13 protein-coding genes are annotated in these 14,646 nt (G+C 59.8%); 12 read left to right on the forward strand and 1 reads right to left on the reverse strand.

The features are described from left to right. The first annotated feature begins 80 nt into the window (after positions 1-80). Together BK660_RS26835 and BK660_RS26840 are read left to right on the forward strand one after the other, a co-directional pair. Positions 81-692, forward strand: a complete 612-nt coding sequence (locus BK660_RS26835) for a trimeric intracellular cation channel family protein (RefSeq protein ID WP_027921991.1) — start codon at positions 81-83, stop codon at positions 690-692. Positions 693-847: 155 nt separating this feature from the next. Beyond that, the gene (locus BK660_RS26840; RefSeq protein ID WP_123435881.1) at positions 848-1,897 is read left to right on the forward strand and encodes a Fic family protein; all 1,050 of its coding nucleotides are present in this window, start codon (positions 848-850) and stop codon (positions 1,895-1,897) included. Here BK660_RS26840 and queG read toward each other — a convergent pair. Next, a complete protein-coding gene (queG, locus tag BK660_RS26845) occupies positions 1,894-2,982 on the reverse strand; it encodes a tRNA epoxyqueuosine(34) reductase QueG (RefSeq protein WP_123435882.1) in 1,089 nt (362 codons plus the stop codon). The genes BK660_RS26840 and queG overlap by 4 nt on opposite strands. Before the next feature lie 63 nt (positions 2,983-3,045). On the opposite strand from queG, the gene BK660_RS26850 reads away from it, so the two are divergent. The 10 genes from BK660_RS26850 (at position 3,046) to BK660_RS26895 (ending at position 14,616) form a co-directional block, all read left to right on the forward strand. Continuing rightward, complete coding sequence (locus BK660_RS26850) at positions 3,046-4,545, forward strand: NAD(P)H-hydrate dehydratase (protein ID WP_123435883.1); 1,500 nt, start codon at positions 3,046-3,048, stop codon at positions 4,543-4,545. Further along, entirely contained in the window at positions 4,533-5,003 is a 471-nt protein-coding gene (gene tsaE / locus BK660_RS26855; protein WP_123435884.1) for a tRNA (adenosine(37)-N6)-threonylcarbamoyltransferase complex ATPase subunit type 1 TsaE, read from the forward strand. Before BK660_RS26850 ends, tsaE begins: the two co-directional genes overlap by 13 nt. Then, positions 5,004-6,446 carry an N-acetylmuramoyl-L-alanine amidase gene (locus tag BK660_RS26860; RefSeq protein ID WP_123435885.1) on the forward strand — a complete coding sequence of 481 codons (1,443 nt, stop codon included), beginning with the start codon at positions 5,004-5,006 and terminating at the stop codon, positions 6,444-6,446. Continuing rightward, positions 6,443-8,353: a DNA mismatch repair endonuclease MutL gene (mutL, locus tag BK660_RS26865; protein WP_123435886.1), complete on the forward strand. Its 1,911-nt coding sequence runs from the start codon at positions 6,443-6,445 to the stop codon at positions 8,351-8,353. Before BK660_RS26860 ends, mutL begins: the two co-directional genes overlap by 4 nt. Then, a complete protein-coding gene (gene miaA, locus BK660_RS26870) occupies positions 8,353-9,324 on the forward strand; it encodes a tRNA (adenosine(37)-N6)-dimethylallyltransferase MiaA (protein WP_123435887.1) in 972 nt (323 codons plus the stop codon). Before mutL ends, miaA begins: the two co-directional genes overlap by 1 nt. Positions 9,325-9,416: 92 nt before the next feature. Next, positions 9,417-9,677: an RNA chaperone Hfq gene (gene hfq, locus BK660_RS26875; RefSeq protein WP_007902656.1), complete on the forward strand. Its 261-nt coding sequence runs from the start codon at positions 9,417-9,419 to the stop codon at positions 9,675-9,677. Between the two features lie 12 nt (positions 9,678-9,689). Next, a complete protein-coding gene (gene hflX, locus BK660_RS26880) occupies positions 9,690-10,991 on the forward strand; it encodes a ribosome rescue GTPase HflX (RefSeq protein ID WP_123435888.1) in 1,302 nt (433 codons plus the stop codon). Positions 10,992-11,087: 96 nt separating this feature from the next. Continuing rightward, positions 11,088-12,260, forward strand: a complete 1,173-nt coding sequence (gene hflK / locus BK660_RS26885; protein WP_123435889.1) for an FtsH protease activity modulator HflK — start codon at positions 11,088-11,090, stop codon at positions 12,258-12,260. Continuing rightward, positions 12,260-13,129, forward strand: coding sequence for a protease modulator HflC (gene hflC, locus BK660_RS26890; RefSeq protein WP_027921982.1), 870 nt, complete (start codon positions 12,260-12,262; stop codon positions 13,127-13,129). The genes hflK and hflC overlap by 1 nt, the downstream gene beginning before the upstream one ends. A 299-nt stretch (positions 13,130-13,428) precedes the next feature. Next, on the forward strand, positions 13,429-14,616 hold the full coding sequence (locus tag BK660_RS26895; RefSeq protein WP_123435890.1) for an ATP phosphoribosyltransferase regulatory subunit: 1,188 nt from the start codon (positions 13,429-13,431) through the stop codon (positions 14,614-14,616). Positions 14,617-14,646: the final 30 nt, after the last annotated feature.

Raw genomic sequence — 14,646 nt, forward strand, 5'->3', positions numbered from 1 at the left:
TGCGTGTGATGCTTTCTCGCCCTCTTTTGGTGCCGGCCCTAAATGGCTAGACTGCGCGCCTTTCTGCAAGGACCGCCGCCATGTTGCTGATGCTTTACCTGATTGCCATCACCGCCGAAGCCATGACCGGCGCGCTGTCTGCCGGCCGTCGCGGGATGGACTGGTTTGGCGTGGTGCTGATCGCTTGTATCACCGCATTGGGCGGCGGCTCGGTGCGCGACGTCCTGCTCGGCCACTACCCGCTGACCTGGGTCAAACACCCTGAATACCTGGTGCTGACCTCGGTCGCCGCCATGGTCACCGTCTTCACCGCACGCTGGATGCGCCACCTGCGCTCGCTGTTCCTGGTGCTCGACGCCGTAGGCCTGGTGGCATTCACCCTGATCGGCTGCATGACGGCGTTGGAAATGGGCCACGGCATGCTGGTGGCGTCGGTCAGCGGCGTGATCACCGGCGTCTTCGGCGGCATCCTGCGCGACATTTTCTGCAACGACATCCCGCTGATCTTTCGCCGCGAGCTTTACGCCAGCGTCTCGTTCGCGGCGGCGTGGTGCTACATGCTCTGCATCTACCTGCAATTACCCGGTGAACAAGCGATTTTGATCACGCTGTTTGGCGGCTTTCTGCTGCGGCTGCTGGCGATTCGTTTCCACTGGGAAATGCCGAAGTTCGTCTATAACGACGAGGCTTAAGTTGCGTGGGGTAAAGGTTTGCTTCGAAACATCCTGTCGAGCAAGTTGATTAGGGTTGTTCGTTGGAAATGGGGTAAAAAGATTGTAAATGAGGTAATTGGTTGGTGAATTACCCTGTTTAGCATTGTATTACCCTATTTGGCAGGTAAACCCGGATGCGGTCGCTCACTCCAGATTTTCTCTCAACACTTCGCTACAACGGATTGCAGATCGCGACATTGCGTGCTCTTGGTGAGTACCGTGGCAAGCAACAATTGTTTGTTTCTCAATCCCCAGAAATTTTGCAGGGCCTGAAGCAGCTTGCTGTCATCGAGTCCACAGAGTCATCGAACCGATTGGAAGGAGTGATTATTTCTCCCGCCCGATTGAAGTTGCTGATGATTAAAAATGCCGACCCGAAAAGTCGCTCCGAGCAGGAAGTTGCGGGTTACCGCGATGCGCTTTCGCTGATCCATGAAGCGGCTGAAGGGATGCCATTCTCCGAGGGCGTCATTCGGCAGTTACATGGCTTGATTTATCGCTATCTGCCACAGAATGGCGGGGAATGGAAAGCTACGAACAATGACATTGTTGAGCGACATCCAGACGGCAGTACACGCATCCGGTTCCAGCCGGTGGCTGCACATCTGACACCTATTGCAATGGTCGATATGGTTACTCAGTACCGAAGCGCATTGGATCAGAATCTGGCAGATCCGTTGGTTTTGGTCCCGCTGACTATTCTCGACTTTCTCTGCATTCACCCGTTCTCAGATGGCAACGGGCGCGTAGCTCGATTGGTGACTTTGCTGTTGCTGTATCAGTTTGACTATCGCGTAGGCCGTTTCATCAGTCTTGAGCGAATTTTTGAAGACTCAAAGGAAAGCTATTACGAGACACTTGAAATCAGCTCCCAAGGTTGGCATGAAGGCAAACACGATGTTCAGCCATGGCTCGACTATTTCTGGGGGGCGTTGCTGCGTGCTTACAAGGAGTTTGAGGAGCGTGTCGGCACAATTGACAAGCGACATGGGGGCAAAAGCGATCGAGTTCGAGTTGAGGCGTTGAAGCGCACTCTGCCGTATTCGATTACCGAAATTGAGGAAGCCTGCCCTGGTGTCAGTCGCGATACCGTGCGTATGGTTCTGCGTTCTTTGAAAGCTGAGGGCCTAATTGAATCGACAGGGAAGGGGCGCAGTGCCAAGTGGATAAATCTGAAAAGCTAAAGACGTGATCCATTGTTGCCCGCACGCTCGGCATGTTGTTTCAGCGCCCATTCGACATGTTCACGCACCAACTCCGACGGGTAATCCCTGCGGGCCTTCAACGCTTCCAGCACCGGGATGCTCGACGGCGCATTCCCCAGCCCCACTGCCAGATTACGCAACCAGCGCTCATAACCCGCCCGGCGTAACGGCGAGCCTTCAGTGCTGCTGAGGAATTTATCTTCGTCCCACATGAACAACTCGGCCAACTCCGCATTGTCCAGATTGTGTCGTGGCTTGAAGTCGCTTTCGCCGGACGGACGGGCGAAGCGGTTCCAGGGGCAGACGATCTGACAGTCATCGCAACCAAACACCCGGTTGCCGATCAATGGCCGCAGATCTTCCGGGATCGCGCTTTTAAGTTCGATGGTCAGGTAGGAAATGCAGCGCCGGGCATCCAGTACGTAAGGGCCGACGAAGGCGTTGGTCGGGCAGATGTCGAGGCACGCGGTGCAGCGGCCGCAATGTTCGGTGGAGTGGGGCGGATCGACCGGCAGCGGCAGATCGACAAACAGTTCGCTGAGGAAGAAGTAACTGCCGGCCTTGCGATTCAAGACCAGAGTGTTTTTGCCGATCCAGCCAAGACCGGCCTGTTCGGCAATGGCTTTTTCCAGCACCGGGGCGCTGTCGACGAAGGCGCGGAAACCAAACGGGCCAATCTGCGCCTGAATTTTGTCGGCCAGTTGTTGCACGCGTTTACGAATCAATTTGTGGTAATCGCGGCCCAAGGCATAACGCGAGACGTAGGCTTTTTCCGGTTGGGCCAGCATTTGCGCCATTTGAGTGTCGCCGGGCAGGTAGTCCATGCGCAGGGAAACCACGCGCAAGGTGCCGGGCACCAGCTCTTCCGGATGGGAGCGTTTACTGCCGTGGGCGCCCATGTAGTCCATTTCGCCGTGGTAGCCGGCGGCGAGCCAGCGCTCCAGGTGCTGCTCATGCTCGGCCAGGTCCAGGCCGCTGATGCCGACTTGCTGAAAGCCCAGCTCGCGGCCCCAGTCCTTGATGGATTGGGCGAGGGCGGGCAGGTCTGTGGTAATTGCAGGCATGAGGCGAGAGAAACCGGAGCTGAGGTGCGTATAATTCTGCCAGACATCGGAGCCCGAAGACGCATGCCGCACACTAAAGATGATTTACCCGACGCGCTGTATAGCGCTGCGCAGGTCCGCGGGCTCGATGCGAGCCTGATCGCGGCCGGCACACCGGGCTTCGAGTTGATGCAACGCGCGGCGCGGGCGACCTGGCGAGCGATCGTCCGCCAATGGCCGTCGGCGACTGAATTGACGGTGCTGGCCGGTCACGGTAACAACGCGGGCGACGGTTATCTGGTGGCAGTACTGGCCAAACGCGCGGGTTGGTCGGTTCGCGTGTTGGCAGTGGGCGATCCCCAGCGTTTGCAGGGGGATGCGGCGTTGGCGCATGCCGAGGCGGTGTCGGAAAAAGTACTGGTCGAACCCTGGTCTGCACAATCCGGATTGCGCGGCGTCGTGCTCGATGCTTTGCTCGGCACCGGTCTGACGGGTGAGGTACGTGCGCCTTACGCTGACGCTATCGCGGCGATTAATGCGTGCGGATTGCCAGTGGCGGCGGTGGATATCCCTTCGGGCCTGTGCGCCGATACCGGTCGGATCCTCGGTGCTGCGGTGCACGCCGATCTCACGGTCACGTTCATCGGATTGAAGCTGGGGCTGTTCACCGGGGATGCGGCAGACGTGGTCGGAGAGCTGGTTTTCAATGATTTGCACGCCGAGCCGCAGCTGGTCGAGGCCGCTGCGATCAGCGCCCGGCGCCTGACGGTCGGTAATTTGCCGCGTCTTGCATCGCGAGCGCCGACGTCGCACAAAGGCAAATTCGGCCATGTGCTGCTGATCGGTGGTGATCTCGGTTTTGGCGGTGCGATCCTGCTGAGCGCGCAAAGCGCCCTGCGCAGCGGCGCCGGCATGGTCTCCGTGGCAACCCGCAGTGAGCATGTACCTGCCGCGCTGGCGAGAATTCCTGAAGTCATGGTGCTGGGCACTTCATCGGCCAACCAGTTGATGGATTTGCTGCAAAAAGTGTCCGTGCTGGTGGTGGGTCCTGGCCTGGGGCAGGCGTCTTGGGGGCGCAGTTTGTTGTCGGCGGCCGCCAATGCACCATTGCCGCAAGTCTGGGACGCCGATGCCTTGAACCTGCTGGCCGAAGAACGCGTGAACTTGCCCAAGGATTGCGTGATCACACCGCATCCGGGCGAAGCGGCGCGGTTGCTCGGGATCAGCACTGCCCAAGTGCAGGCGGATCGCCCGGCGGCGGCGCATGCGTTGAGCAAAAAATATACAGCGGTCGTGGTGTTGAAAGGTGCTGGCAGCCTGATCGCCAGTCCCGATGGGCGCCTCGCCGTGTGTCATCAAGGTCACCCGGCCATGGCCACCGCGGGTTTGGGGGATGTGTTGGCCGGTCTGGTCGGCGCGTTGCTGGCTCAAGGCATGCAGGCGTTCGACGCCGCGTGCCTGGCGGTCTGGCTGCACGCCAATGCGGGTGAGCAACAAGGTAAAAATGGCCGTGGGCTGGCGGCCAGTGATCTGATCCCGGCCATTCGTCAGTTGTTGGAGGAGCAAGCACCGTGTCTGAAGTAACCCTGTACCTGGCTGATGAAGAGGCGATGACAGCCTTTGGCACACGCATCGCAAAAACCACCCAAGGGCACGGTCTGATTTTTCTGGAAGGGGACCTGGGGGCGGGTAAAACCACGTTGTCGCGGGGTATCATCCGCGGCCTGGGGCATGAAGGCGCGGTGAAAAGTCCAACCTTCACCCTGGTCGAACCTTATGAGATCGGCGACATCCGCGCTTTCCATTTCGACTTGTACCGTTTGGTCGATCCGGAAGAGCTGGAGTACCTCGGCATTCGCGACTATTTCGACGATGACGCGCTGTGCCTGATCGAATGGCCCGATAAAGGTGCAGGCTTTTTGCCAAAGCCTGACCTGACCATTACCATTAGCCCGCAAGACAGCGGGCGTTCGCTGAAAATTTTATCCCGGGGCTCGCGCGGCGAGGCCTGGTGTGCCGCTTTGGCATTGGAATCCAATTAAATGATGGGGTCAGGTATGCGCTTTCGCGCGATGGTAGCTGCCGTAGGGTTGTTGTTTTTGGCGGTGACCGTCGACGCTGTGGCCGACTCAAAGGTCAACAGTGTTCGCCTGTGGCGGGCGCCGGACAACACACGGCTGGTGTTCGACCTGACCGGGCCGGTACAACACAGCGTGTTCACCCTCACCGCTCCGGATCGGCTGGTGATCGACATCAATGGCGCGACACTCGGTGCGCCGCTGAACGTCAATACCTCCAATACCCCCATCACCGCCATGCGCTCGGCGCAACGCACGCCGACCGACCTGCGGGTGGTCATCGACCTGAAGAAGGCCGTGACCCCGAAAAGCTTCTCTCTGGCCCCCAACGCCCAGTACGGCAACCGGCTGGTGGTTGATCTGTTTGATAACGCCGCCGATGCCGCGCCGTCGCCAAGCCCGGCTCCGACGCCGACCCCTTCGGTCGCCACAATGCCGGCCGTGCCCGTCACGCCGGTTGAGCCTGCGATCAAGCTTCCTCCTGCGCCTCCTGGCAAACGCGACATCCTGGTGGTGATCGACGCCGGTCACGGCGGTGAAGACCCGGGTGCTTCAGGCTCTCGCGGTCAGAAGGAAAAAGACGTGGTATTGGCCATCGCCCGTGAATTGCAGCGTCAGGTCAATGGCATGAAAGGCTTCCGCGCCGAACTGACCCGTACCGGTGATTACTTCATCCCATTGCGCGGGCGTACTGAAATCGCCCGCAAGAAGGGCGCCGACCTGTTCGTTTCGATCCACGCCGACGCCGCGCCGTCGGCCGCCGCCTTCGGTGCGTCGGTGTTCGCCCTGTCTGATCGCGGCGCGACCTCGGAAACGGCCCGCTGGCTGGCCGACAGTGAAAACCGCTCCGACTTGATCGGCGGTGCCGGCAACGTCAGCCTCGATGACAAGGACCGCATGCTCGCGGGCGTGCTGCTCGACCTGTCGATGACCGCGTCGCTGACGTCCAGCCTGAACGTCGGCCAGAAAGTCCTGAGCAACATCGGTCGGGTCACGCCGCTGCACAAACAGCGTGTGGAACAAGCCGGGTTCATGGTGCTGAAATCGCCGGACATCCCGTCGATCCTGGTGGAAACCGGGTTCATCTCCAACTCCAACGAAGCGTCCAAACTGGCCTCCTCGAATCACCAGCAGGCGCTGGCGCGTTCGATCAGCAGCGGCGTGCGGCAGTTCTTCCAGCAGAATCCACCGCCGGGCACTTACATTGCCTGGCTGCGCGATTCCGGAAAAATCGCCCAAGGCCCACGTGATCACCGCGTCAGCCCGGGTGAGACCCTGGCGATGATTGCCGTGCGCTATCAGGTATCGCCCGCCACGCTGCGCAGCGCCAACAATCTGCCCAGTGATGAGCTGAAGGTCGGTCAACACCTGACCATTCCGGGCACTGAGCTGGCGGCCAAAGAATGAATCAGGTCGTGATCAACGGCGCGCGCATCGAGCTGCTCAGCCCGCGACTGGCGAACCAGATTGCCGCCGGCGAGGTGGTCGAGCGTCCGGCTTCGGTGATCAAGGAGCTGCTGGAGAACAGCCTCGACTCCGGTGCCAAGCGCATCGATGTCGATGTCGAGCAGGGCGGCGTCAAGCTGCTGCGAGTGCGCGACGATGGCAGCGGCATTTCTGCCGATGACCTGCCGCTGGCGCTGGCGCGACACGCCACCAGCAAGATCCGCAATCTGGAAGACCTCGAACAGGTCATGAGCCTCGGGTTCCGTGGTGAGGCACTGGCGTCCATCAGCTCCGTGGCGCGCCTGACCCTGACGTCCCGCACCCGCGATGCCGATCAGGCCTGGCAGGTCGAAACCGAAGGTCGGGACATGGCGCCGCGCGTGCAGCCAGCCGCGCATCCGGTGGGCACCTCGGTGGAAGTGCGGGACTTGTTCTTCAATACCCCGGCGCGACGCAAGTTTCTCAAGACCGAAAAAACCGAATTCGATCACCTGCAAGAAGTGATCAAGCGTCTGGCGCTGGCGCGCTTTGATGTCGCGTTCCACCTGCGCCACAACGGCAAGACCATCCTCAGCCTGCACGAAGCCCATGACGACGCGGCCCGCGCCCGGCGTGTGGCGGCGATTTGCGGTTCGGGGTTTCTGGAGCAGGCATTACCGATCGAAATCGAGCGCAATGGCCTGCATTTGTGGGGCTGGGTCGGCTTGCCGACGTTCAACCGCAGCCAGGCAGACTTGCAGTATTTCTTTGTGAATGGCCGCGCAGTGCGCGACAAACTGGTGGCCCACGCGGTGCGCCAGGCCTATCGCGACGTGCTGTTCAACGGCCGGCATCCGACGTTCGTGCTGTTTTTCGAAGTGGATCCGGCGGGCGTCGACGTCAACGTGCACCCGACCAAGCACGAAGTGCGCTTCCGTGACGGGCGCATGGTTCACGATTTCCTCTACGGCACCTTGCACCGCGCCTTGGGCGATGTGCGTCCCGAAGATCATCTGGCTGCACCGGTGGCAACGGCTATCGTGCGTCCAACCGGCCTCGATGCCGGTGAATTCGGCCCGCAGGGCGAAATGCGTCTGGCGGCCAATGCGCTGCTGGAGCAACCTCAGGCGCAGCCGTCGTTCACCACCCCGGCTGGTTCGGGCGCTGGCGCCGGTTATCAGTATCAATACACGCCACGCCCTCAATCCGGTGTACCGGTTGCCGAAGCCCAGGCCGCGTATCGTGAGTTCTTCGCGCCGTTGCCAGAGGCCAATGCGGTTGCGCTGCCGGCCGGGCAGGACGACATTCCGCCGCTGGGTTACGCCCTGGCGCAGCTCAAGGGTATCTACATTCTGGCGGAAAACGCTCAGGGGCTGGTGCTGGTGGACATGCATGCGGCTCACGAGCGGATCATGTACGAGCGCCTGAAAATCGCCATGGCCAGCGAAGGCCTGAGCGGCCAGCCGCTGCTGGTGCCGGAATCCCTGGCGGTGAGTCAGCGCGAAGCCGATTGCGCCGAAGAGCACGCTGCGTTGTTCCAGCGTCTGGGCTTTGAATTGCAGCGCCTGGGGCCTGAGTCCCTGGCCATCCGGCAGATTCCGGCTTTACTCAAGCAGGCGGAAGCCAATCGGCTGGTCAGCGATGTCTTGGCAGACCTGATGGAATACGGCACCAGCGACCGGATTCAGGCACATTTGAATGAGTTGCTCGGGACAATGGCCTGCCACGGCGCGGTGCGTGCGAATCGGCGGCTGGCGATCCCGGAAATGAACGGTCTGCTGCGCGACATGGAAAACACCGAGCGCAGCGGTCAATGCAACCATGGCCGACCGACCTGGACCCAATTGGGCCTGGACGATCTGGACAAACTGTTCTTGCGCGGTCGTTGATGAGCCAGCTCCCTCCAGCGATTTTCCTGATGGGCCCGACCGCTGCGGGCAAGACCGACCTGGCCATCGAGCTGACCAAGGTTCTGCCGTGCGAGCTGATCAGTGTCGATTCGGCGCTGGTCTATCGGGGCATGGACATCGGCACCGCCAAGCCTTCGAAAGAAATCCTGGCTGAATTCCCGCACCGTTTGATCGACATTCTCGACCCGGCCGAGAGCTATTCGGCCGCCGATTTCCGTCGTGATGCCCTGGAAGCGATGGCCGAGATCACTGCGCGGGGAAAAATTCCGCTGCTGGTGGGCGGCACAATGCTCTATTACAAGGCTTTGGTCGAAGGTCTGGCGGACATGCCGGCGGCCGATCCCGAAGTCCGCGCGCAGATCGAGGAAGAGGCTGCGCGCCTTGGCTGGCAAGCGCTGCACGAACAATTGGCGCTGATTGACCCTGAGTCTGCCGCGCGTATTCATCCAAACGATCCGCAGCGACTCAGTCGGGCACTGGAAGTTTATCGCGTCAGCGGTCAGAGCATGACCGAGCTGCGGCTGAGACAATCTGTGCAAAGTACCGAAGCAGCCGCTTCGGGACTGCAACAATTGCCCTATACTGTCGCGAACTTGGCCATTGCTCCGGCAAATCGCCAGGTACTGCACGAGCGAATTAAACAAAGATTCACGAATATGTTGGAACAGGGATTCATTGACGAGGTCGTAGCCCTGCGTAAGAGAAGTGACCTGCATTCCGGGTTGCCGTCTATACGTGCGGTAGGCTACCGACAAGTCTGGGATTACCTGGATGGCAAGCTGACGCAAGCCGAGATGCAGGAGCGTGGAATCATTGCCACGCGCCAATTGGCAAAGCGTCAGTTCACCTGGCTGCGCAGTTGGGCTGATTTACACTGGCTGGACAGCCTCGATTGCGACAATCTGCCGCGCGCCTTGAAATACTTGGGGACCATCTCCATATTGAGCTGAGTCCTTGCAATTGCCGTCTATCCTTGGGGGTGTGACGGCTAAAGCCATCTGTTTACCTATTTTTATATTGAATCCTTAAAGGAGTGCGGCACATGTCAAAAGGGCATTCGCTACAAGACCCTTACTTGAATACTTTACGTAAAGAGAAAGTTGGGGTGTCCATCTACCTGGTCAACGGGATCAAACTGCAAGGCACGATCGAGTCTTTCGACCAGTTCGTTATCCTGCTGAAAAACACCGTTAGCCAAATGGTTTACAAACACGCTATCTCGACAGTGGTGCCGGTTCGTCCAATTCGTCTGCCAAGCGCAACCGAATCCGAAGCTGGTGACGCTGAGCCAGGTAACGCCTGATAGGAGTCTCCTTTGTTCTTTGAGCGCCACGGTGGTGGTGAGCGAGTGATCCTCGTTCACTTGGATGGACAGGACCCTGAGGCGCGCGAAGATCCGCAGGAGTTTCAGGAACTGGCTAATTCGGCGGGCGCCGAGACCGTTGCGTTTTTTAACGTGCCGCGTCATCGGCCAACCGCCAAATTCCTCATTGGCAGTGGCAAGGTTGAGGAACTGCGCGACCTGGTCAAGGCCGAAGAGGCCGATCTGGTGATTTTCAATCACATCCTCACGCCCAGTCAGGAACGTAACCTCGAACGTGTTTTCGAGTGTCGCGTGATCGACCGCACCGGTCTGATTCTCGATATTTTCGCCCAACGCGCCCGTACCCATGAAGGCAAGCTCCAGGTAGAACTGGCCCAGCTTGACCACATGAGCACCCGTCTGGTTCGTGGCTGGACTCACCTTGAGCGCCAGGGTGGCGGTATCGGCATGCGTGGCCCGGGTGAGACCCAGCTGGAAACCGACCGCCGTTTGCTGCGGGTTCGCCTGCGACAGATCAAGGGCCGGCTGGAGAAGGTGCGCAGCCAGCGCGAACAGTCGCGACGTGGCCGTATGCGTGCGGATATCCCTACCGTGTCGCTGGTAGGCTATACCAACGCCGGTAAATCCACGCTCTTCAATAACGTGACGAAATCCGACGTTTACGCGGCTGACCAATTATTCGCCACGCTGGACCCGACCCTGCGCCGTCTCGATCTGGACGACCTGGGGCCGATTGTCCTGGCGGACACCGTAGGGTTCATTCGCCACTTGCCCCACAAGCTGGTCGAGGCATTTCGGTCTACCCTCGAAGAGTCGAGCAATTCCGACCTGTTGTTGCACGTGATCGATGCGGCCGAACCGGATCGCATGTTGCAGATCGAGCAGGTGATGGTGGTGCTGGGCGAGATTGGTGCCCAGGACTTGCCGATACTCGAGGTCTATAACAAACTCGATTTGCTTGAAGGCGTTGAGCCACAAATCCAGCGCGACGAAAGCGGCAAACCCCTGCGGGTCTGGCTGTCGGCGCGTGATGGCACGGGTCTGGAATTGCTTGAGCAAGCCATTGCCGAGTTGCTTGGCAGTGATTTGTTTATCGGTACCTTGCGCTTGCCGCAACGTTTTGCTCGACTGCGTGCGCAGTTTTTCGAACTCGGTGCGGTGCAGAAAGAAGAACACGACGAAGAAGGCATCAGCTTGCTGGCCGTTCGCTTGCCACGGATCGAGTTGAATCGATTGGTGAGCCGTGAAGGTTTGCAGCCGAATGAATTCATCGAGCAACACACTTTGCAATAAAAGCCTGAGAAAGCGGTTGTGCCGTGGTGACAGGCATTCTGTAGCATTGGTCGGCGCGCCGTGGGTGCGTCTTTGCTTTATCAGATGGAGAGCGCTATGGCTTGGAATGAGCCGGGTGGCAACTCGAATAATCAGGATCCTTGGGGTGGCAAGCGCCGCAATAACGGCGACCGCAAGGGACCACCGGATCTCGACGAGGCCTTCCGAAAGCTGCAGGAAAGCCTGAACGGGTTGTTCGGTGGTGGTAAGAAACGTGGTGATGACGGCGGTGGTTCGGGCAAGAGCGGCGGCTTCGGCGGCATTCTTGGCATCGGCCTTGTCGTGCTGGCGGCCGTTTGGCTGTACAGCGCGGTCTACGTCGTCGACGAGCAGGAGCAAGCCGTGGTGCTGCGCTTCGGCAAGTACTACGAAACCGTCGGCCCGGGCCTGAACATCTATTTCCCGCCGATCGATCGCAAGTACCTGGAAAACGTCACGCGTGAGCGTGCCTATACCAAGCAGGGTCAAATGCTGACTGAAGACGAAAACATCGTCGAAGTGCCGCTGACCGTGCAGTACAAGATCAGCAACCTGCAGGACTTCGTGCTGAGCGTTGACCAGCCGGAAATCAGCCTGCAGCACGCGACCGAAAGTGCCTTGCGCCATGTGGTGGGTTCCACCGCGATGGACCAGGTGCTGACAGAAGGCCGTGAATTGATGGCCAGCGAAATCAAGGAGCGTCTGCAACGCTTCATGGATACCTATCGCACCGGTATCACCGTCACTCAGGTCAACGTACAGAGCGCAGCTGCACCGCGTGAAGTGCAGGAAGCCTTCGATGACGTGATCCGTGCCCGTGAAGACGAGCAGCGTTCGCGTAACCAGGCTGAAACCTATGCCAACGGCGTCGTGCCGGAAGCCCGTGGTCAGGCCCAGCGCATCCTTGAAGACGCCAACGGCTACCGTGACGAGACCGTCTCGCGCGCCAAGGGTGAGGCCGATCGCTTCACCAAACTGGTGGCCGAGTATCGCAAGGCCCCTGAAGTCACCCGCGAGCGTCTGTATCTGGACACCATGCAGGAAGTCTTCAGCAACACCAGCAAGGTTCTCGTGACCGGCAACAAGAATGGCCAGAGCAATCTGCTGTACTTGCCGCTGGACAAGATGGTCGAAAGTGGTCGCAACACCAGCACTCCGGTGACCGGTGCGGCAGCCACCAGCAATGAAGCGAATACGCGTGCGGCAGCTGATCTGCAGCAACAGCAAGCACGTACCAGGGAGAGTCGCTGATGAGCAATAAATCGCTGATCGCCCTTATTGTCGGCGTCGTCGTGGCGATCGCTGCCTGGAACTGCTTCTACATCGTCGCTCAGACCGAGCGTGCGGTGTTGCTGCAGTTCGGTCGTGTGGTCCAGGCTGATGTTCAGCCGGGCCTGCATGTGAAAGTGCCTTACGTTAACCAGGTGCGTAAATTCGACGCACGCCTGATGACGCTGGATGCACCGACGCAACGCTTTCTGACGCTGGAAAAGAAAGCCGTCATGGTGGATGCCTACGCCAAGTGGCGCGTGAAAGATGCCGAGCGCTTCTACACCGCGACGTCTGGCCTCAAGCAGATTGCCGACGAACGTCTTTCCCGTCGTCTGGAGTCGGGCCTGCGTGACCAGTTTGGTAAGCGCACGCTGCACGAAGTGGTATCCGGTGAGCGCGATGCGCTGATGACCGACATCACGGCTTCGCTGAACAAGATGGCGGAAAAAGAGCTGGGCATCGAAGTCGTCGATGTTCGGGTCAAGGCTATCGATCTGCCGAAAGAAGTGAACCGCAGTGTGTTCGAGCGCATGAGTTCCGAGCGTGAGCGTGAAGCTCGCGAGCACCGCGCCAAGGGTAACGAGCTGGCCGAAGGCATTCGTGCTGACGCCGATCGTCAACGCCGCGTGTTGCTGGCTGAAGCCTATCGTGAATCTGAAGAGGTTCGCGGTGACGGTGATGCCCAGGCCTCTGCGATCTACTCCAAGGCCTACGGTCAGGATCAGGAGTTCTATGGTTTCTACCGTAGCCTGCGTGCCTACCGTGAAAGCTTCGCGAACAAATCCGACGTCATGGTCCTGGACCCAAGCAGCGACTTCTTCCGTTACCTGGAAAAAGCCAAGCCTTGATACTGCGTTGACCTGAATCATCCCCCGCCTGGCGGCTAAAGCCTCGGGCGGGGTGATCCTTTGGGAAAACGTGTGTATGATGCGGCAGCCGGGAAATTCCCGGCTTTTTTGCGTCTGCACGTTTGATTGCTGTTTTTATGCAGGCTCAACAGGTTTTTCGAGGAAAGTGGTTGGCGAAGCCGGTTTGAGGCTTTTCGCCATGTCGTCCATGCGCGTGGTTTGCGTATGAGCCGACCATTTTCTGCTTCACTCAAGGCTCGCCCGAGGGCTTGCCGCCCGGATCATAGGGGAATGGCGTAATGGCAACGGTAGACCGCTGGCTGCTGCCAGATGGCATCGAAGAAGTACTGCCACCAGAAGCGGCGCGCATTGAAGTCGCGCGTCGTCAGGTGTTGGATCTGTTCCAGAGCTGGGGTTACGAGTTTGTCGTGACTCCCCATATCGAGTACCTGGAATCCCTGCTGACCGGCGCGGGCTCTGACCTCGACCTGCGTACCTTCAAGGTCATCGACCCGCAATCGGGCCGGCAGATGGGTTTCCGTGCCGACATCACGCCGCAAGTGGCGCGCATCGATGCGCACACCTTGCGTCGCGAAGGCCCGAGCCGCCTGTGCTATGCCGGTAGCGTGCTGCACGCCCAGCCTCGCGCCTTGTCGTCCTCGCGCAGCCCGATCCAGCTGGGTGCCGAGTTGTACGGCGATGCCAGTCCGAGCAGCGACGTGGAAGTCATCAGCCTGATGTTGGCTATGCTGCAACTGGCCGATGTGCCGGATGTGCACATGGACCTCGGTCATGTTGGCATCTATCGCGGCTTGGCTCGCGCCGCCGGTTTGTCCGGTGAAGTCGAGCAACAATTGTTTGACGCGTTGCAACGCAAGGCCATCGACGAGGTCATTACCTTGACCGAAGGCCTGCCTGCCGATTTGTCGGGCATGTTGCGCGCGCTGGTTGATTTGTGTGGCGGCCGTGAAGTGTTGAGCGCCGCCCGCGAGCGTCTGGCGAATGCGCCGGCGCCTGTTCTGGCTGCTCTGGACGACCTGCTGGCGATTGCCGAGCGTCTGTCCGTGCGTTTCCCGGAACTGCCGCTGTACTTCGACCTGGGCGAGTTGCGCGGTTACCACTACCACACCGGTGTGGTGTTCGCGGTGTTCGTACCGGGTGTTGGCCAGTCCATTGCTCAGGGCGGTCGTTACGACGACATCGGCGCCGACTTCGGTCGCGCGCGTCCGGCTACCGGCTTCTCTACCGATTTGAAAACCCTGGTGACCCTGGGGCGTGCTGAGATCGAGCTACCGTCTGGCGGTATCTGGATGCCTGACAGTACGGATGCGGCACTCTGGCAGCAGGTTTGCCAGTTGCGCAGTGAGGGTCAGCGTGTCGTTCAGGCGTTGCCTGGACAACCATTGGCCGCCGCCCGTGAAGCGGACTGCGACCGGCAATTGATTCAGCAGAACGGGCTTTGGCAAGTATTGCCGCTGGCTTCTTGAGTTTTCCCGCCGGCGGCTGCCGGCACCAAG

Source organism: Pseudomonas brassicacearum, from assembly GCF_003732265.1.
GTDB lineage: Bacteria > Pseudomonadota > Gammaproteobacteria > Pseudomonadales > Pseudomonadaceae > Aquipseudomonas > Aquipseudomonas brassicacearum_D.

Coding starts and splice junctions, on each gene's coding strand:
- BK660_RS26850 (WP_123435883.1), top strand. CDS start 3,046: ATGCCGCACACTAAAGATGATTTACCCGACGCGCTGTATAGCGCTGCG.
- BK660_RS26840 (WP_123435881.1), top strand. CDS start 848: ATGCGGTCGCTCACTCCAGATTTTCTCTCAACACTTCGCTACAACGGA.
- hflC (WP_027921982.1), top strand. CDS start 12,260: ATGAGCAATAAATCGCTGATCGCCCTTATTGTCGGCGTCGTCGTGGCG.
- mutL (WP_123435886.1), top strand. CDS start 6,443: ATGAATCAGGTCGTGATCAACGGCGCGCGCATCGAGCTGCTCAGCCCG.
- BK660_RS26860 (WP_123435885.1), top strand. CDS start 5,004: ATGATGGGGTCAGGTATGCGCTTTCGCGCGATGGTAGCTGCCGTAGGG.
- BK660_RS26835 (WP_027921991.1), top strand. CDS start 81: ATGTTGCTGATGCTTTACCTGATTGCCATCACCGCCGAAGCCATGACC.
- hfq (WP_007902656.1), top strand. CDS start 9,417: ATGTCAAAAGGGCATTCGCTACAAGACCCTTACTTGAATACTTTACGT.
- BK660_RS26895 (WP_123435890.1), top strand. CDS start 13,429: ATGGCAACGGTAGACCGCTGGCTGCTGCCAGATGGCATCGAAGAAGTA.
- queG (WP_123435882.1), bottom strand. CDS start 2,982: ATGCCTGCAATTACCACAGACCTGCCCGCCCTCGCCCAATCCATCAAG.
- hflK (WP_123435889.1), top strand. CDS start 11,088: ATGGCTTGGAATGAGCCGGGTGGCAACTCGAATAATCAGGATCCTTGG.
- miaA (WP_123435887.1), top strand. CDS start 8,353: ATGAGCCAGCTCCCTCCAGCGATTTTCCTGATGGGCCCGACCGCTGCG.